The 18857-nt window shown below is 42.7% G+C and carries 12 protein-coding genes; 8 read left to right on the top strand and 4 right to left on the bottom strand.

All coding sequences use genetic code 11. From position 1 onward, the window contains the following. Positions 1 to 37 precede the first annotated feature (37 nt). From BQ7997_RS12045 to BQ7997_RS12010, 8 genes are all read left to right on the top strand, one after another. Positions 38 to 1237 carry an acetate kinase gene (locus BQ7997_RS12045; RefSeq protein WP_073346699.1) on the top strand — a complete coding sequence of 400 codons (1200 nt, stop codon included), beginning with the start codon at positions 38 to 40 and terminating at the stop codon, positions 1235 to 1237. 206 nt (positions 1238 to 1443) lie between these two features. Then, on the top strand, positions 1444 to 2379 hold the full coding sequence (locus BQ7997_RS12040) for a tyrosine-type recombinase/integrase (RefSeq protein WP_073346698.1): 936 nt from the start codon (positions 1444 to 1446) through the stop codon (positions 2377 to 2379). 374 nt (positions 2380 to 2753) lie between these two features. After that, positions 2754 to 5666: a coiled-coil domain-containing protein gene (locus BQ7997_RS12035; protein WP_073346697.1), complete on the top strand. Its 2913-nt coding sequence runs from the start codon at positions 2754 to 2756 to the stop codon at positions 5664 to 5666. Between the two features lie 412 nt (positions 5667 to 6078). Next, positions 6079 to 7068, top strand: coding sequence for a glycosyltransferase family 2 protein (locus BQ7997_RS12030; protein WP_073346695.1), 990 nt, complete (start codon positions 6079 to 6081; stop codon positions 7066 to 7068). A 273-nt stretch (positions 7069 to 7341) separates the two neighbouring features. Beyond that, positions 7342 to 8037 (top strand): RadC family protein, encoded by a 696-nt coding sequence (gene radC / locus BQ7997_RS12025; protein WP_073346693.1) that lies wholly within the window; start codon positions 7342 to 7344, stop codon positions 8035 to 8037. A 42-nt stretch (positions 8038 to 8079) separates the two neighbouring features. Next, a complete protein-coding gene (locus BQ7997_RS12020) occupies positions 8080 to 10719 on the top strand; it encodes a glycoside hydrolase family 2 protein (RefSeq protein ID WP_073346691.1) in 2640 nt (879 codons plus the stop codon). A 160-nt stretch (positions 10720 to 10879) separates the two neighbouring features. Beyond that, complete coding sequence (locus tag BQ7997_RS12015; RefSeq protein ID WP_022139307.1) at positions 10880 to 11191, top strand: metal-sulfur cluster assembly factor; 312 nt, start codon at positions 10880 to 10882, stop codon at positions 11189 to 11191. Between the two features lie 68 nt (positions 11192 to 11259). After that, entirely contained in the window at positions 11260 to 12024 is a 765-nt protein-coding gene (locus BQ7997_RS12010; RefSeq protein ID WP_044654507.1) for a UDP-2,3-diacylglucosamine diphosphatase, read from the top strand. 192 nt (positions 12025 to 12216) lie between these two features. Here BQ7997_RS12010 and BQ7997_RS12005 read toward each other — a convergent pair whose 3' ends face one another. The 4 genes from BQ7997_RS12005 to BQ7997_RS11990 form a co-directional block, all read right to left on the bottom strand. Beyond that, positions 12217 to 14598 carry an alpha-amylase family glycosyl hydrolase gene (locus BQ7997_RS12005; protein WP_073346689.1) on the bottom strand — a complete coding sequence of 794 codons (2382 nt, stop codon included), beginning with the start codon at positions 14596 to 14598 and terminating at the stop codon, positions 12217 to 12219. A gap of 73 nt (positions 14599 to 14671) precedes the next feature. Then, the gene (locus BQ7997_RS12000; protein ID WP_235817285.1) at positions 14672 to 16039 is read right to left on the bottom strand and encodes an Outer membrane protein SusF domain-containing protein; all 1368 of its coding nucleotides are present in this window, start codon (positions 16037 to 16039) and stop codon (positions 14672 to 14674) included. A gap of 23 nt (positions 16040 to 16062) precedes the next feature. Continuing rightward, entirely contained in the window at positions 16063 to 17211 is a 1149-nt protein-coding gene (locus BQ7997_RS11995) for a SusE domain-containing protein (RefSeq protein ID WP_022137375.1), read from the bottom strand. Positions 17212 to 17250: 39 nt separating this feature from the next. Continuing rightward, a complete protein-coding gene (locus BQ7997_RS11990; protein ID WP_073346685.1) occupies positions 17251 to 18849 on the bottom strand; it encodes a RagB/SusD family nutrient uptake outer membrane protein in 1599 nt (532 codons plus the stop codon). Positions 18850 to 18857: the final 8 nt, after the last annotated feature.

Below are 18857 nucleotides of genomic sequence, written 5' to 3'. Positions count from 1 at the left end.
CAGCTATAAAAGTTTCAAGTATTAAATCGAAAACGATATGAAAATTCTTGTATTGAACTGCGGAAGTTCATCTATCAAATATAAATTGTTCGATATGACCACTAAAGAGGTGATTGCTCAAGGTGGTATCGAAAAAATCGGCCTGAAAGGTTCATTCCTGAAACTGACTTTGCCGAACGGCGAAAAGAAAATCCTGGAAAAAGATATTCCAGAACATACAGTAGGTGTGGAATTTATCCTGAATACATTGATTAGCCCTGAATATGGCGCTATCAAGTCTTTGGATGAAATCAATGCGGTAGGTCACCGTATGGTACATGGCGGTGAACGTTTCAGCGAATCCGTATTGCTGAACAAGGAAGTATTGGAAGCTTTTGCAGCTTGCAATGACTTGGCTCCGCTTCACAATCCTGCCAACCTGAAAGGTGTGAATGCTGTTTCTGCTATTCTTCCTAATATTCCGCAGGTGGGCGTATTTGATACGGCTTTCCACCAGACAATGCCGGATTATGCATATATGTATGCTATTCCTTACGAATTGTATGAGAAATATGGTGTACGTCGTTACGGCTTCCACGGAACTTCTCATCGTTATGTTTCGAAGCGTGTATGTGAATTCCTGGGTGTTAATCCTGAAGGAAAGAAAATCATCACTTGCCACATCGGTAATGGCGGTTCTATCGCTGCTATCAAAGATGGTAAATGTATCGACACTACTATGGGCTTGACTCCGCTGGAAGGTTTGATGATGGGTACTCGTAGTGGTGACATTGACGCTGGTGCAGTAACATTCATCATGGAAAAAGAAGGTTTGAACACAACCGGCGTTTCCAACCTGTTGAACAAGAAGAGCGGTGTACTCGGTATCTCCGGTGTATCAAGCGATATGCGTGAACTGTTGGCTGCTTGTGCTGCCGGCAATGAAAAAGCTATCCTGGCTGAGAAGATGTACTACTACCGTATCAAGAAATACATCGGTGCTTATGCTGCTGCATTAGGTGGTGTGGATATCATCCTGTTTACAGGTGGTGTGGGTGAAAACCAAATGGAATGTCGTCGTGAAGTTTGTAAGGATATGGAATACATGGGCATCGAACTTGACAATGATGTGAATGCGAAGGTTCGTGGTGAAGAAGCTGTCATTTCTACTCCCGCTTCCAAAGTGAAAGTAGTAGTGATTCCGACAGACGAAGAGTTGTTGATTGCTTCGGATACAATGGACATTTTGAAGAAGTAATAGCTGATAACAGTTTATTTATATAAGCAGGGATGTACTGAAAGGTGCATCCCTTTTTTTATTTCAACTGTTATCTAATCGGATGTCTCTTCATTCGTTTTCATGGAACATCGTTATTACTATTATTGTTATTTGTTACTTACGGGTTTGTTTGTTCTTAAAAATACCTGTATGTTTATTGTGTAATTAAATTAAGTAATAGTAACATGTTAAAAGTAGTAGCATTTATGAAGCAGGTAGCTAAAGGGCTACAAATGGAGGGAAACTTTGGGACGGCTCATGTTTATCGCAGTAGTCTCAATGCCATTATTGCTTATTGTGGGGAAGGAGATTTTACTTTTGATAAAGTAACTCCGGGGTGGCTGAAAGGATTCGAGATATACCTTCGCAGCCGTGGTTGTAGTTGGAACACCGTTTCAACTTATTTGCGAACATTTCGTGCGGTTTATAACCGGGCGGTCGATCTTCGGAAGGCTCCTTATGTGCCTAATTTATTTCATTCGGTTTATACCGGTACACGTGCTGACCGTAAGCGGGCATTATGTGAGGAGGATATGAAAAAGGTATTTGCAAAATTGCAATCATCCATTTCAACTCCGGCTTTACGGTATGCACAAGAATTATTTACTTTGATGTTCTTGCTTCGTGGCCTGCCTTTTGTTGATCTTGCTTATTTGCGTAAAAGTGATTTGAACGACAATGTGATTACTTATCGTAGGCGTAAAACCGGGCGTTATTTATCAGTAACATTGACGCCTGAAGCGATGGTATTGGTGAAGAAATACATGAATCGTGATGTTTCTTCTCCCTATCTTTTCTCATTGTTGAAAAGTCGTGAGGGAACGAAGGAAGCATATCGTGAGTATCAGTTGGCATTGCGCACATTCAATCGTCAATTGATGTTGCTGGGAGAACTGTTGGGATTGGGGGATAAATTAAGCTCGTATACTGCCCGCCATACATGGGCCACAACAGCTTATTATTGTGAGATTCATCCGGGCATTATCTCAGAAGCGATGGGGCATTCATCCATTACAGTGACGGAAACCTATCTTAAACCTTTCCAGAATAAGAAAATAGATGAAGCAAATAAACAGGTGATTGATTTTATCAGGCATGCGGTGGTGAATGCAATTTGCTGAAAATAAGTCTGTTACTTTGTAGGTAACGGGAATAAATTCCGTTGCAAATATGAGCATATTTCTTAAAACAACCAAACGAAATCGCACATTTTTTCCAATAAAGCACTCAAAAGGAGAACCTGAACAAATAAAACGCGTGGATTCTTTGTATTAGGGCTTGTTAACCTCTAAATTTTGCATAAGATTTCCCTCCCCTCTACCTTTTTCTTGAAGTAGGGGTTAAAAAGTTTCATTGCATATTATATCGTTTTCCAATATTGACTACTCCAAAAGAGCAGGTACAAAGGTTTTCCCGTTACCTACAAAGTAACGGGCATGCCATTATTGAAACTTAGTGTTTAATAATATATTATTAATGTAATTTTTAAGTAGTTATGAAGAAAAAGTTTGTGAAAGTGATGCTTTTCGGAGCGTTAGCGCTTGCAGCAACTTCAACAGTCACGTCTTGTAAAGACTATGATGATGATGTTGCAAATTTGCAGGAGCAGATTGATAAGATTACGTCAACGAGCCCGGTAAGTGCAGAAGACATGAAAGCAGCTATCAGTTCAGCGAAAAGTGATTTGGAATCCCAACTGGCAACGCTGAAAAGCAATTTGGAAAATAAGGATGCACTGATTTCCGAATTGAATCAGAAGGTTGCTGATCTTGAAGAAAAACTGAAAAATACAGCTGATAAAGAGACTGTAAATCAGTTGACAAAAGACCTGACTGAAGCTAAGAATGATCTGGATGTATTACAAAAACTTCAGGCTTCGGACGTTGAAAAACTTCAGGGACAAATCGATGACCTTAGTGAGTTGGTTAATGCTCTGAATGATCTGAAGGATTCTTTCGTTACTAAGGAAGATTTAAATGATTATGTAAACAGCGAGGCTGTAAAGGGAATCATCAGTGACGAACTAAGAGATGCTCTTGCTGACAATGGCAAGATTGCTTCTGCTATCAATGACGCTATCAGAACTCAGGTATTGGTGAAATTTGGTAGTTTGGATGATGTTGCTGCTTTGGCTGGCGAAAACGGTACAGTTGCGAAAGTGATTACTGGCTTATATGACGCTATTAATAACGATAAGACAGGCGTTTTAGCTAGATTGGTCGAACTGGAAGAATATCAAAAGGCACTTGAAGATAAAGCTAAAGCTGAAGGCTTTGACAATATGGAAGCAGTTATTGCTGAAGTTGCTGATCTGAAAGCTAGCTTTAGCGGTATTTATGCTAGTGAAAGCTTTAAGAATGCTGTAAAGACTGAAGTTGAAGCTCAATTACTGGACGCTACAAGTAAACTTGGGCAATTGCAGCAGAAACTTGAAGATTTAGGTATCGCAATTCGTGGCATGATTCAAAGCGTGGTCTATATACCGCAAACGGTGGATGGCAGCATCGAATTCTCTTCATTGTATGCTAAAGAAAAAACAACGTCTGCAAAATATACCGTAGTTGCAATGAGCACCAGTGAGCAGGAATTGGAATTCCGTATTTCTCCGGCAAGTGCAGTAAAAGACTTGGAAGACTTTAACAAACTGTTTGTGATTGATGTAAATGCTGAAGAACGTCCTAACTGGACACGTGCTGCGGGAAGTGCTCCTTTTGTGGTAAAAGCGACTTCATACAATGCTGGTATTTTGAAAGTTTCTTTGAAAACAACAGATGCTGACAGCTATGCAGTTTCTTTGAATATTAAGAGTGCTGATAATAAACTAACTCCGACAGACATCAACTCAAACTACTTTGCTGTATTGCAGTCTAAATATTATCTGAAAGAAGCTTATTATGTAGCTAAGGACGCGGCTCAGGTTCAGCCTATTATTTTTGATAATGCTGCTTCAAATGCAAAATTTGCCGATCAAGCTGTACTGAAAGTAAAAGTCTCTTCTACTGAAGACGGTGCTGCTACTGAGAAGAATTTTGCAGATTTGAATCTTGAGAATATTTTCTCTACGGTGTATAAAGCAGTGCCTGCTGATTATTTTGCTGTAAATACAGAAGGTATAGTTAGCTTGAAGAGTGATAAAGTTGGTTTGGCAGATGCTATCGGTAAAAAAGCAACTGTTACAGTAGAAGTAAAATCTGATAAGGCTAGCTTTGCCAGCACATCCGGAACGAATCCTGCTAATTTAGGATCTGTTGAAGCTGTAAGAGATGTTCACGAAGCAACAGTATCGTTCGGTACAAAAACTGCAACTTGGAAATCAGGCGGTACTGAAATCGTAAATGCAGAATTCCCGGCTGCTACTATTTATACTCATAAGGATGTTAACATCACAGCAGATGCATATAAGAATCTGACAGTAGATAATAATTCTATTGATAAGACTAAATCGGTATACTTTGAAGTGGGTGCTGATAACGCATTATCAATTAAAGTACTGGAAGCTGCTACAGGAACTTATAAAGATATATCTGTAGTTCTGAAGTCTGAAACGCTGAATATTAAAGTGATGGTAGACGTAACTGTGAATGATCCGGCTATTGCAAATCTGATTACAGATAGCAAGATGTGGGCAGGTGGCAATAAAGACGGAAAAGTAGGATTTACTCCGACATTGCTTCCTAACTATGACACTCCGGAAGATATTACCGTAAGTTATGATCTGTCCAAACTGTTCACTAACTACAACGAAGTTTATGAAGCAATTTATGGCGATGGTACTCCTTCTGCTACAACAATTGCCGGAGCAAGTTTGGTAATTGAAGTTGCTGATGCTGATAAAATAGCTGGTATTACTTATGATAACTCAACTACTACACTGACATTCGATAAGAAAGCTTATACAGGAAAAACTAAAGATGGTAAGAAAGATGCTGTAATCAAGTTTACCGCTACTGTAAAACTTGGAACTCGTGTAGTTCAGGCATATTCAGCTACTGTAACTATTGATGATATCAGTGGTTCTTGGGTTGCTCCTGATGTAACTGAAATCACCTTAGATAATAAGGCTAAGACTTATCCTATTGCCAAAGGTTTTGTTTGGAATGACTTGAGAGGTGTTGCAATGTGGAAAGACGGTGCTGAGGTAAGTGGCGATACTGAAAACTATGGCTCCGGCGTTAAGCCTCTTGGTTTGTATGGATTGAAAGCTCCGGAATTCAGCTTCGTTACAGCTAATCCTTATCTGGATATCGATCCTGCAACTGGTGATGTGACATTTACAGACTACGGTAAATCTTACAATTTCGTAGAAGATGTAACGGTTGAAGTTGAAGTAACTGCAAAATCACAATGGGGTACTATTAACGGATATGCCGGAAATAATAAGATTAGATTGACTATCCCGAAAAGATAAACAGGAATTCGTAAGTCTCTCTTCTATGAAGGGGATAGACCTCGAATCTATAAGCTAAGGAGACTAGAGAAATTGCAAGTAATTGTTATAATGTAACCGTCTCCCTTATCTCAAACTGAAAGGGCGTTTTCATTATAAATTGAAGAATGCCCTTTCTTTTTATCAATAATAAACTTATTCATAATATAGAAATTCGTCTAAAAATACCCTTATTTCCCACTATTTTTAGAATAGGATTTCTTTTGGAGGTGGTGAAGGATGTCGCACTTGTGAAAGACCGATATCAGACATAACTCCGGTAGAGGGCGGCTTTCCCTTATTTTTGTATGCCGCCCTCTTTTTCTTTTCCTCCTTTTTTTTCTTTTCCTCCTTTTTTTTCTTTTAATTTGCATACGTAAATCAATAACCCTGTATGCGTTACTCCGTCATAATTCCCGTTTACAACCGTCCCGATGAAGTGGACGAATTATTGCAAAGCCTCACCACGCAACACTTTAAAGATTTTGAAGTCATTGTTGTAGAAGATGGTTCATCTGTTCCCTGTAAGGAAGTGGTAGATCGATATACTAATCGGTTGGATATAAAATACTTCTTTAAACCTAATTCCGGGCCGGGACAGAGCCGTAATTACGGGGCGGAGCGTAGCGAAGGAGAGTACCTTATTATATTAGACTCCGATGTGATTCTTCCCGAAGGCTATTTCGATGCGGTAGAGAAAGAGCTACTCGCATCCCCTGCGGATGCTTTCGGCGGCCCCGACCGTGCGCACGATTCCTTTACCGATATTCAGAAAGCGATAAACTACTCCATGACTTCCTTCTTCACTACAGGTGGTATCCGTGGCGGAAAGAAGAAGATGGATAAGTTCTATCCCCGTAGCTTCAATATGGGAGTGCGCCGGACGGTGTATGAAGCCTTGGGGGGATTCTCCAGGATGCGTTTCGGTGAAGACATTGATTTCAGTATCCGTATTTTTAAAGGCGGTTATACCTGTCGTCTTTTCCCTGACGCATGGGTGTATCACAAACGGCGGACTGATTTGAAGAAATTCTTCAAGCAGGTGCACAACTCCGGTATTGCCCGTATCAATCTTTACAAGAAATACCCTGATTCGCTGAAACTGGTACATCTGCTTCCGGCAGTCTTTACGTTAGGAGTAGCTGTTTTATTATTGGGAACACCGTTTTGCATGTTTAGTTTCACTCCCATTCTTCTTTATGCATTACTGGTCTGCATGGACTCGACGATTCAAAATAAGAGTTTGAGTATCGGCATCTATTCCATTGCTGCCGCATTTATTCAGCTTATCGGCTACGGTACAGGCTTTTGGCGTGCATGGTGGCAACGTTGTGTCAGAGGAAAAGATGAGTTTGAAGCATTTCAAAAGAACTTCTATAAGTAAACTCGTATGGTTCTGAATTGTGGCTTCATTGTTATAAACTAAAACACCTATATGGTTATAAATTAAATATTTAGAGTTTCCTGTAGTATCATTATAAGGAAACTCCCGTATCTCTACGAGGGAACGCCCGTTTCCCTACGGGGATACGGGCGTTTCTCTACGAGGATACTGTCGTTTCCTTATAGGGAAACGAACCTGCCATTTCATATTCTTTTCCATACCTTCTGTCATTAAATAAAATAACCCTACCTTTACACCCTCAAAACATAGAAAATGGAAAACAAACACAAGTTATCCATCAACCAATGGGCACTGGAAGACCGCCCACGGGAGAAAATGATGGAGAAGGGAGCAGCAGCATTGAGTGATGCCGAACTACTCGCTATATTAATAGGCTCCGGAAATACGGAAGAGAGTGCTGTCGAATTGACGAGACGCTTGCTCCTGTCTTGTGACAACAATCTCAATTCTTTGGCGAAATGGGAAGTCTGCGACTATTCCCGTTTTAAAGGCATGGGACCTGCAAAGAGCATTACGGTGATGGCCGCTTTGGAACTGGGAAAGCGGAGAAAGCTGCAAAATACTAAAGAGAGGCTCCGGATCACTTGCTCAAAAGATATCTACGACATTTTCCAACCTCTTATGTGCGACCTTGAACAGGAAGAATTTTGGGTTCTATTGCTCAATCAGGCTACGAAACTGATAGACAAAGTCCGCATAAGTACCGGTGGAATAGACGGGACATATACAGATGTACGTACAATCCTTCGGGAAGCACTCTTGCAGCGGGCTACACAGATAGCTGTAGTCCACAATCATCCCTCGGGGAATATTCGTCCCAGCCAACCGGACAAAACATTGACGGAACATATCCGCAAGGCTGCCGATACGATGAATATTCATCTGATAGACCATGTCATTGTTTGTGAAGACGGATTCTTCAGTTTTGCGGACGAGGGGTTGCTGTGAAAATACATTTTATACATTATAGAATAAATATTATTGGTGCATATGAAACGAATCTTTGTTAACTTGTTATTTTGGTGTTTGGTTCTTACAGCGTACGCTTATGAACCGGAATTCTCGACTGCCGGCTTTTTCCGACTGCCGGACACGGGACGTGAAGTGTATTCAATGAATCCCGCATGGCGTTTCCATAAAGGAAGTGCCGCAGATGCCGAAGCGAAAGAGTTTGATGACAAAAGTTGGCAGGTCGTCTCTTTGCCGGATGGCATCGAGTATCTTCCGACCGAAGCCAGTGGTTGTATCAACTATCAGGGAGAAGTTTGGTACCGGAAGCATTTTACCCCGTCAGATATCTTGAAAGGAAAGAAACTGTTTCTTCACTTTGAAGCTGTCATGGGGAAAAGTAAGATTTATGTGAACGGCAAACTGTTGGCAGAACATTTCGGCGGTTATCTTTCCATATCAGTAGATGTGACGGATGCCTTGAAGTGGGAAGAGGACAACGTGATAGCCGTATGGGCTGACAATAGCGACGATCCTGCTTATGCTCCGGGAAAGCCGCAGGATGTACTGGATTATACCTACTTCGGCGGGATTTATCGGGATTGTTGGCTGATTGCGCATAACCGTGTGTTTATCACCGACCCGAATTATGAAAATGAAATCGCCGGAGGCGGACTGTTTGTTTCTACAGATAATGTTTCGGAACAGTCGGCGGATGTTTTGCTGAAAGCACATATACGCAATGATAATATACAAGGCTTTACCGGAAATATCGCATATTCGTTAGTAGACCGTGACGGGAAGGAAGTTGCGTCGTCTGACGTGAAACTAAGTATTCGCAAAGGTGCCGCGATAAGCCGTAGCAGCAAGATAAAAGTGGAACAACCTCATTTGTGGACTCCTTCGTCGCCGTATCTGTATAATTTGTATATCCGTATTTATGATAAGAGTGGAAATATCGTAGACGGTTATCGTCGTCGTGTCGGTATCCGCAGCATTGAATTTAAGGGAAAAGACGGATTTTGGCTGAACGGCAAGCCTTATGGCAAGCCATTGATAGGAGCCAACCGCCATCAGGATTTTGCAGTAGTAGGAAATGCCGTAGCTAACAGTATTCACTGGCGTGATGCGAAGAAACTGAAAGATTCAGGATTGGAAGTGATTCGTAACGCGCATTGTCCGCAAGACCCTGCGTTTATGGATGCTTGTGATGAACTGGGCCTGTTTGTTATCGTGAATACTCCGGGATGGCAGTTCTGGAACGATGAACCGATTTTTGCAGAACGGGTTTATAAGGATATCCGTAATTTGGTTCGCCGTGACCGCAACCATCCTTGTGTATGGCTGTGGGAACCGATTCTGAACGAGACATGGTATCCGGCAGATTTCGCAGGTCGTGCGAAAGGAATCGTTGACGAGGAATATCCCTATCCGTCCTGCTATTCAGGATGTGATACACAAGCTAGGGGAGCGCAATATTTCCCCGTTCAGTTCTGCCATCCGATGGAAGTGTCGAAGCGTGACCCTAAAATCACTTACTTCACACGTGAATGGGGCGATAATGTGGATAACTGGAGTTCCCACAACTCTCCCAGCCGTACAGCCCGCAACTGGGGGGAGCAACCCATGTTGATACAGGCTGCGCATTATGCTTCCCCTTATTACGAATATACCTGTTATGATACCTTGTACAAGGAATCTCCGTGGCACGTAGGCGGTTGCCTGTGGCATTCGTTCGACCATCAGCGCGGTTATCATCCCGACCCTTTCTATGGGGGAGTGATGGACGTGTTCCGACAACCGAAATATTCTTATTATATGTTTAAGGCGCAACGTCCTGTTGAGGCTTCCGATGGCTTGGCGGAAAGTGGCCCGATGGTATATATTGCTCATGAGATGACACCGTTCTCTAGTAGGGACGTAACAGTCTATTCAAATTGTGACGAAGTGCGTCTGACGGTTAATAAAGGTGGAAAGGTATATACATATAAGAAAGATAAGGCACGGAAAGGAATGCCTTCACCGATTATCACTTTCCCGGGTGTATTCGATTTTATGACGGACAAGAAGTTGACCCGTGAGAAGCATGAGGAAGATGTTTATATGTTGGCGGAAGGGCTTATGGACGGTAAAGTCGTGGTTACTCACAAAGTACTGCCGGCTCGCCGTGCCGAACAAATTCGCTTGAGAGTAGATCACGAAGGTGTGAACTTACGCGCTGACGGTTCCGACTTTGTAACTGTTATAGCCGAAGTTACTGATAAGAACGGTAATGTGAAACATCTGAACAACTATTATATCAAGTTCTTTGTGGAAGGTGAAGGGCGTATTCTTGGGGATGCCGGTGTGATGGCGAATCCTGCTCCTGTGAAATGGGGGAGTGCTCCGGTACTGATTCAGTCTACCACAAAGCCGGGCAAGATTAAGGTCATGGCCAGTGTATTGTTCGAAGGTTCCCAAATGCCTGTAAGCGGAGAACTGGAATTTACCTCTTCCGCTCCGATGTATCCATTGATATTTGATGTTATGGAAGAGTGTTTAACCAAACAGATGGAGTCTTCTTCAGTAGACAAAAAGAATGACGCGGAATTGGAGTTGGAACGTTTGCGTCGTGAACAGAATGAACTGAAACTGAAAGAGGTGGAACGCCAACAGACAGACTTTGGCGAAAAGAGGAATTGATATTCCTTTTGAAACAATTTGCCGTTCCGGTACGTTTTTTAATTAACCGGAGATAGAGAGTAATGTAACATTCTTTAGGCACGGGATACGCATTCCGTGCCTATTTTTTTGTCTTTCGTATTTTATCTCTATCTTTGCGATACATAACAAATAAGAACGTATGGAAAAGTTTGAAATAGAAGAGAAGATTGTAGCCATGCTAAAGACGGTGTACGACCCGGAGATTCCGGTAAACGTATATGACCTCGGATTGATTTATAAGATTGATGTCTCTGATAATGGGGAAGTGGTGCTTGACATGACTCTGACAGCACCGAATTGTCCGGCTGCTGATTTTATCATGGAAGATATTCGTCAGAAAGTGGAATCAGTGGAAGGAGTGAACTCGGCTACCATTAACCTGGTGTTTGAACCGGAATGGGATAAGGATATGATGAGTGAGGAAGCGAAACTCGAACTGGGTTTCCTTTAATTATGAATGAACAGAATACACGCTGACAACTCATAACCCACTACTTATAACTAACAACTAGAAAACTCATGAAGAACGTTTATTTCCTTTCCGACGCGCATCTTGGCTCCCGTGCCATTGAACACGGACGTACTCAAGAAAGACGCTTGGTGAACTTCCTTGATAGTATAAAACACAAGGCTTCTGCTGTTTATCTGTTGGGAGATATGTTTGATTTCTGGTATGAATTCCGGTTGGTCGTCCCCAAAGGATATACCCGTTTCTTGGGAAAAATCTCCGAACTGACGGATATGGGAGTGGAAGTGCATTTCTTTATTGGCAACCATGATATATGGTGTGGGGATTATCTCACCAAAGAATGTGGTGTCATTATGCACCGTGAACCGCTGACTACCGAAATATACGGAAAAGAGTTCTATCTTGCTCATGGTGACGGACTGGGCGACCCGGACAAGAAGTTCAAACTGCTTCGTTCCATGTTTCACAGCAAAACATTACAAACGTTGTTTTCCGCTATTCATCCCCGTTGGAGCGTGGAACTTGGTTTGTCATGGGCGAAACGCAGCAGGCAGAAACGGGCTGACGGAAAGGAACCGGACTATATGGGAGAAAATCAGGAGCATCTGGTACTATATACAAAAGAGTATTTGAAAAGTCATCCTAATATAAACTTCTTTATTTACGGACATCGCCACATTGAACTTGATTTGATGCTAAGTGTCACTTCACGTGTGCTGATACTTGGAGACTGGATTAATTTCTTTTCTTATGCTGTATTCGACGGCGAGAATCTTTTTCTTGAAGAATATATAGAAGGAGAGACGCAGGTTTGAGGCGGATAGTTTCAAGGCATGAAACAACTAACTTGCTTAAAAGGACTGAAAAAGAACTCATGCTTGAAGAGAAAAATATCTACCGATAAGAAATAATTAAAGCAATAAATCCCTGCTCCAACATTGTGGAACAGGGATTTATTACATTATTATAGGTTGTTTTCTATGATAATTCTGATTACAACCGTTCAATCAATTGTTTACCGGAAAGTTGGTGTATAACTTGAAGCTATTTGCAGGTATAGCAACAGGCTGTTCAGAACTGTTAGTCACATTCAATGTTTCACCATTCAATTCATACCAATCTCCCGTGTTACCAAAGTACACACTTGTATTAATCTGTTCATTCTTGAAATTGCCTACTACAACCAGTTTCTTTGTAGTGGATTCCAATCTTAGATAACGACCTTTGTCCCAATCGGAAACACCGACTTTCCAGTCTTTGAATGCGTTGTCGCTGAATAAGTCAGGATTATCGTTGCGTAATTTCAGCAAAGTGCTATAAGTGTCATATAATCCTTTCCGATATTGGTCAGTAAGATAATCCCATTTCACAGGCTTGGCATCCGTATTCTTCTCAGTTCCCATTGTTCCATCGTACTTATACATTATGGAATAATCATATCCAAGTTCGCCAAACTGCCAAATCATTTTCGGCCCTGGAACAGTCAAGAAGAAGGCTGCATTTGTCTCTAGTTGTTTTATACGGATAGCAAGAGGTGCATCTTTAAGATTACCGAAAGCAGTTTGCTTGTATGCGACTCTTTCTTCATCATGGCTTTCCATGAAATTAACCCATCCCCCGGCAGGCATTCCGCTATTTCTCATGTATGAGAAATCTGATTTGCTTGATTCTCCCATTCCGGACTGGCAATAGCTTTCATTCATATTATGCCATAGTTTCATCCCCGCTTTGGCCAATTCTGACTCTTCATCTGTATTGCAGAAGTGTTCGAGTATCATTACTGCGTTAGGATTAGTCGTGTTGACTGTTTCATAATAATCCTTCAAGATAGCAATACGGGAATCATCCTTATTGCTTGCCGTTGATTCATTGCTCTTGTTTTGAGTAAATCCTTTGGTCAGGTCAAAACGGAAACCGTCAAACTTATACTCTTCCAACAAGAACTTCAAGTTGCGTTTTACGAATTCACGTACAAGCGGTGATTCGTGATTGAAGTCATGGAATACGCTGAATGGATGCGGAGCATCGACATTGAACCAAGGATTATTCTTGGCAGTCTTGCTTTCCTTCGAATTCCAATAAAGTTTCGCAAATGGATGACTTCCTGTAGCGTGGTTGTAGACAACATCCAACAATACTGCAATGCCTTGTTTATGACATTCATCAATGAATTGTTTATATTCCTCTTTCGTTCCATATGCCTTGTCCATTGCAAAATAATAACAAGGATTATAGCCCCAACTATTATTTCCATCGAACTCTTGTACCGGCATAAGTTCAATTGCATTCACTCCCAAGCTCTTGATGTAATCCAGATGCTTCGTAGCTTCTTTAATGGTACCGGTGGCAAGTTCGGAACCTGTTTGCGTGAAGTCGCGGAACAACAGTTCGTATATTACCATATTATCCGTATTCTTAATCTTGAAATCGGACACCTGCCAGTTGTAGGATGCCGGTTTTGTTTGGAATACGGAGACAATACCTGTTGTCTTTCCATTCGGATACTGTATGGCACTGGCCGGATAAACTCCCTGTTCTACAAGATATTTGTCGTTCGAGCCATCCAAAACCTTTTCACAATAGGGGTCGCCAATGCGGACGTTTCCGTCTTTTTCGCTGCCCATATAATATTGGAAGCCATACTCTTTGGTAGGATCGATGCCCGTAACGGTGTACCACCAGAAGTGTTTGTCATTATCACGCTTCATCTGATATTCCGTGCTAAGCTCCCAATCATTGAAGTCGCCAATCAGGCAAGCATAATCCTTATAATTGTTATCCGTATCCAAGTCGTATAGTGCGAAAGTCACGGATGTTCCGTCGGCGGATGGATGAATACCGGCTTCATTTACCGGACAGGCGGCTATCTCTACCGGAGCCGGCGTGAAAGTCTTGTCTCCTGTTACTGTGATAAAGAAGTCGCTGGTTTTCTTCTCGTCAGTCAGTGCCTCGTCATTGCGGAAGAGGATGCAGACATTTTGAATGTTTGCTGCATTTTCCGCGCCAAACCATTCGCGTACTGTCGGGGCAAGCGTAAAGTACCAAATGTTTTCCGCCACTTTCTCCGCCTTGTATTTATCTTCATTTACGCCCCATTCCGTAGGAACATACATCCAGTCATTGATGCCGATGTGAACATATACATCGCCTTCATAGCCGTACAAGTCGTCGCCGGCGGCTGCTTTATACCAGATTTTGCCTTGCTTGTCACCGTTGAATTTAGTTGGGTAATTATTGATTCCTTCTACCAATTCTTCAATAGACGGTTCATGATCCAGTTCGGGAAGTTCCGGCCCGGTGATTAACATCTCGTGGTTTTCGTCGGAACATGCTGCTATCGTGAACAGACAGAGCAGCATCCAGAATATATGTCTTATATCTTTTTTCATACTTATTCAATTTGAAGGTAGAGAGAACTATTGCTGCTTTTACGTTCAACAGTTCTCTCCATTTGTTATTTTATTATTCTTTGATGAGGACTAATCTACTGTTTAGATAGAATTTTATAGTGTAGTTACCCGATGCGTCCATCACAATATTATCGCTTGAGAAAGGAGTGGGTGCATCTAATGTTCCCCCGAAACTAATACCGGAATCCCAAGTGGAGTTGACACGAAGCTTAAATTCACCCGCTGTCATTTCCGTATTTACAGTCCAGCATTTTTCCGTTGCATCATAAGTCAGTTCTTTGCCGCTTTCCCATCCGCCTGCAGCTGTGCCTATTATGTCCATAGATGATATCTCGGTTGCAGAGACATACTTATCATCCAAATTGACTACCATGTAGTAAATGCCTTGGGGCAGTGATAAGTTTCCACCATCATTTGTCATACCCTCTTTTGTCGTGAAATAATCATAGCCATAATCAGTCCCACCATCATCTGAGGCATCCGGCCAATAGGGTTGTGCGGTAAACTTGAAGCCGCCGTTCAGTTCCGACATTCCCCAATGAGCTTTGTTTCCTTCCGGATTGAACAAAGTCGGTGCTTGTGAAGGCGCCCATCCCTGATGGTTTCCCGGTATCCATAAATAAGGTGCATCCGTTATCTTTTCAATCTTGTAGGTACCTTCCAGCATATTTATGGAGATTTTGACTGATTTATAATCCCCACCGGATATTTTTATTGGCTTCGCTGTTTCTGATAAGACAAGATTGCCTTCCAAGGCATCGTTATCAGCGTCCGCAGTACCTAGCGACTTGCCGGAGTTGGATTTAATCAGGAAATAGGCGTCTTGTGCTCCTGCTTTGTCCGTAATCACGGCAGGGACGGTTGTTATAAAGACCGGGTTGGCATAAGGATCACCGCTTGTATTGCCAAATGCCACATCCTGTTCCCAAGTCAGAGAGCCATTGATATAATAAGCACTTTCAATAACCGGGGCTTCGGGCGTTACTTTTAGTTCAAATTCTTCAGCCGGTGCTGCATATACTGTCTTGCCGGAAGCCACATAAGCAGTAAGCACAGCTTTCATGGTACGTTCTACCGGACGAATACCATATATTTGAGCTACGGCATCTTGCAAATCTTTCGTGATTACATGTCCGTCACTATTGACTGACAAAGTCACTTTATTATCCAACTTCATTTTATAGGATAAAGAGGCTTCTTCTTCAACGGCAGGAGCCGTAAATACGGCAACTGCTACGGATTCTTCCTCAACATCTCCCAGATTGATCGGGTCTACGCCTGTAGCCGTAAAAGTAATCTTGCCGGCGGCTTCTTCCTGTCCGTAAGACTGTGGAGAAGCTACCCCTTCATTAAAATCTTCGTTGCAGGCTGTCAGTGAGGCAGCCAGTAGCACGGTTATATATATTGATAATTTTTTCATATCTATCTGCATTTAAGATTAATCTATTTTGCTTTGAAGTAATAGCACTCGTCCAGTTCGTTGAACAGTACGGTATAATCGCCCGGTTTGCAACTGATTGTTGCGCCGTCGACAAATGAGCCGAACGGGAATACCTCTCCGCCCCAAGTCTTGTCGCCGGAAGTGAACTTGGCTTTGCAACTTGATGCGATTGTTATGTCGGCATACCATACATGTGAGTGTTCCATGATTACCTTGTTCAATTCAATAGTTTCCGAACCATAAGTCAATGTGATGGCATCATACTCTGTCGGCTGAGTCTCGAAAGTAGTTGCTTTCATTGTCAATTTATTCTCAATCGTATTCAGATGAAGTGTGTACCAGCCGGCTGCATTCACTTTAATATTTTGAGAATTCTTGTCATTTACCAAATTGGTGAAACCTTCGCTGTCTGCATTTCCCCATTGGTCGTCCCATGCGCCGGGAACAGCTACTACCTTAAATCCTTTATCTGCAGGAATATATCCTGTGTAAGTAAATTCTCCTTTACCCGTATTTGCGTCATACGCATATCCTTTCACCAGTGACATCGGGATATAGGCGCTACCTGCTGTCATCGTCGGATTTCCCCAGGGAACTTCTCCGATGAAATCACCCAGCAAATAATAAGTAGCGGGAACAGCGTCAGATATATCCATATAATAGGGGAGTACTTTCAGTTCTATCGAATTGGAATGTATAGGATAATCTCCATCTCCGATATGGGCGTACAAACGTACAAATACACTCATCGGCTCACCGTCATACTCATTCTCCGATGCCCATCCGGCAAGTTTTACGATAGCCTTATTCAATTCCTGAGCACTGGCATCCACTTTCGCTGATGTAGATGTAGAGGGTAATGTCAGATAAGAGGCATCTGCCGTTTCCGTTTCATCAGTCCATTTATCAGTTAAATCCGCTTGCACGGTATAAGTCACTACGGCAGGATAACCGTAATCCGGTTGCGTGCAAGTCAGTTCAATATTTTTGGACTGGTTCAGGTCATAGACGTTGGACATTGCGTTGGCAGGAGTGTTCAATACAAAAGTCGTAGGTTCCTGTATGGTAGGATTCGAGTCCCTGTCATCTTCGCAGGCAGTCAGCAAGGCTGCCGCTACTAATATGGACGTCAGTATATTTATTTTTTTCATATTACTCTGTTTATTTAAAAGTATAACTTCGGTCTGATTTTAATACTCGGGATTCTGCTCCAGATTCGTATTGGCATTGATATCATTGGCAGGAATAGGATAAATGTTACGGAATTCCTTGATTCCGGTACCTTGCTTTTCTCCACCTTTCCAATCCCAGTTGTAGTCGGAGTTACCACCGAAATTGCCAAAACGAACCAAGTCGATACGGCGGCGGCCTTCAAACCAGAACTCACGCGCCCATTCGTCACGGATATCCGTCAATGTATATGAAGCGGCTTCAGCGGCGTTTGCACGCTTGCGGATTTCATGCATGGCAGCTACTGTCTCCTGAGTCGAAACGCCATTATTCTCACGAAGACTGGCTTCTGCCACAATCAGATAGGCTTCCGCCATACGAAGTAAAGGAATATCCATGTCCGGATTGTCAGTATCGCTGGTCAAACCACCATCTGCACGGATATTAGAGAATTTGGCACACGCAAATCCGTCTGTAAAGCTCATGTTGTCTCCTGTCGACGTAGTTCTTTGTACTCCACACATCAAGGCACGGTCGTCTTTTGCAGCCACTACCATCTGGTCTTCCAATACGGAAGGGGCATCATTTACATTCGGAAAGAATTTGGCTACCATTGCCTGACGACAATGCGGGCCGCCCCATCCTTGTTTGCTTCCCCAAGGATTCATGCCTGTATCACTCTTGTGTGTACCTGCAATCAGGAACAACGAACCACCCCAACTCTTGGTTCGCACGCCGTCCTGCAGAATCGGGAGTATCACTTCCTGTCTTGCTTTGTTGACATTGCTGCCATCATTGTCGGCCATGAACAGGTGCTTATAGACAGGAGCCAGTTTGTAGCCGGAGCCAATTACTTTTTGGGCATATTCCTTGGCTTTTCCCCACTGGGGCGTACCGGTATAGACTTCTGCGTTGAGATACATACGCGCTAATAATAACCAGGCGGCAACACGGTCTACACGACCATAAGTCGTCTGAAGAGGCTGCGCTAATGTAGCGGTAGCGTCGTCGCCGATTTCCTTCAACTCTTCTTCAATCTTTGCGAAGAGAGCCGCACGTTGGATTTGTTGAGGCTTCTCTGTCGATACTTTATCGCAATACGGCGGATTGCCGAACATATCCATCAGGTAGTAGTTGTTCAGGGCACGGATAAAACGTACTTCTGCGCGTTGGCGCATGGTTTCATCATCAGTCAGTCCTTCCGTTTGTTCAAGGAAGTAGTTGCACAAAGTGATGTCGAATGTCAGACGGTAATAGAGCCCTGTTACGATTTCATTGGAAGAACTCCAACTGCAATCGGCGATAGTAGCGACACCGGCATCGTTCCATGAATTGACAATCGCTTCATCTGTCATCAATTGGTTGGCGCACCACGTCATACGGTAGAAAGAGGAAGTTCCTTCGTCGATGTCGTCCAGATCACCGCTTCCGTCAGGGCCTTTCTGTCCTGTCAGTCCGAGGGTTCCATATATCTTGTTAAAAACGCTCGCCTGATCGAATGTCATCACTATGTTCGGGTCGATAGGAGTGGCATCCAGATCACCGATACATGAAGTCACGCTGACTGCCAGCAATAGTGAGGCAGCCGATAGGATTGATTTTATATATCTGAATTTCATAATTGGTA

This window comes from Bacteroides congonensis (assembly GCF_900130125.1).
GTDB lineage: Bacteria > Bacteroidota > Bacteroidia > Bacteroidales > Bacteroidaceae > Bacteroides > Bacteroides congonensis.
This window is presented reverse-complemented; position numbering and strand designations above follow the sequence as displayed.

Bases quoted from the DNA above. Each gene is read 5' to 3' on its own strand.
- BQ7997_RS11990 (WP_073346685.1), bottom strand. From the start codon at position 18,849: ATGAAATTCAGATATATAAAATCAATCCTATCGGCTGCCTCACTATTG.
- BQ7997_RS12045 (WP_073346699.1), top strand. From the start codon at position 38: ATGAAAATTCTTGTATTGAACTGCGGAAGTTCATCTATCAAATATAAA.
- BQ7997_RS12005 (WP_073346689.1), bottom strand. From the start codon at position 14,598: ATGAAAAAAGATATAAGACATATATTCTGGATGCTGCTCTGTCTGTTC.
- BQ7997_RS12040 (WP_073346698.1), top strand. From the start codon at position 1,444: ATGTTAAAAGTAGTAGCATTTATGAAGCAGGTAGCTAAAGGGCTACAA.
- BQ7997_RS12000 (WP_235817285.1), bottom strand. From the start codon at position 16,039: ATGAAAAAATTATCAATATATATAACCGTGCTACTGGCTGCCTCACTG.
- BQ7997_RS11995 (WP_022137375.1), bottom strand. From the start codon at position 17,211: ATGAAAAAAATAAATATACTGACGTCCATATTAGTAGCGGCAGCCTTG.
- radC (WP_073346693.1), top strand. From the start codon at position 7,342: ATGGAAAACAAACACAAGTTATCCATCAACCAATGGGCACTGGAAGAC.
- BQ7997_RS12030 (WP_073346695.1), top strand. From the start codon at position 6,079: ATGCGTTACTCCGTCATAATTCCCGTTTACAACCGTCCCGATGAAGTG.
- BQ7997_RS12035 (WP_073346697.1), top strand. From the start codon at position 2,754: ATGAAGAAAAAGTTTGTGAAAGTGATGCTTTTCGGAGCGTTAGCGCTT.
- BQ7997_RS12015 (WP_022139307.1), top strand. From the start codon at position 10,880: ATGGAAAAGTTTGAAATAGAAGAGAAGATTGTAGCCATGCTAAAGACG.
- BQ7997_RS12020 (WP_073346691.1), top strand. From the start codon at position 8,080: ATGAAACGAATCTTTGTTAACTTGTTATTTTGGTGTTTGGTTCTTACA.
- BQ7997_RS12010 (WP_044654507.1), top strand. From the start codon at position 11,260: ATGAAGAACGTTTATTTCCTTTCCGACGCGCATCTTGGCTCCCGTGCC.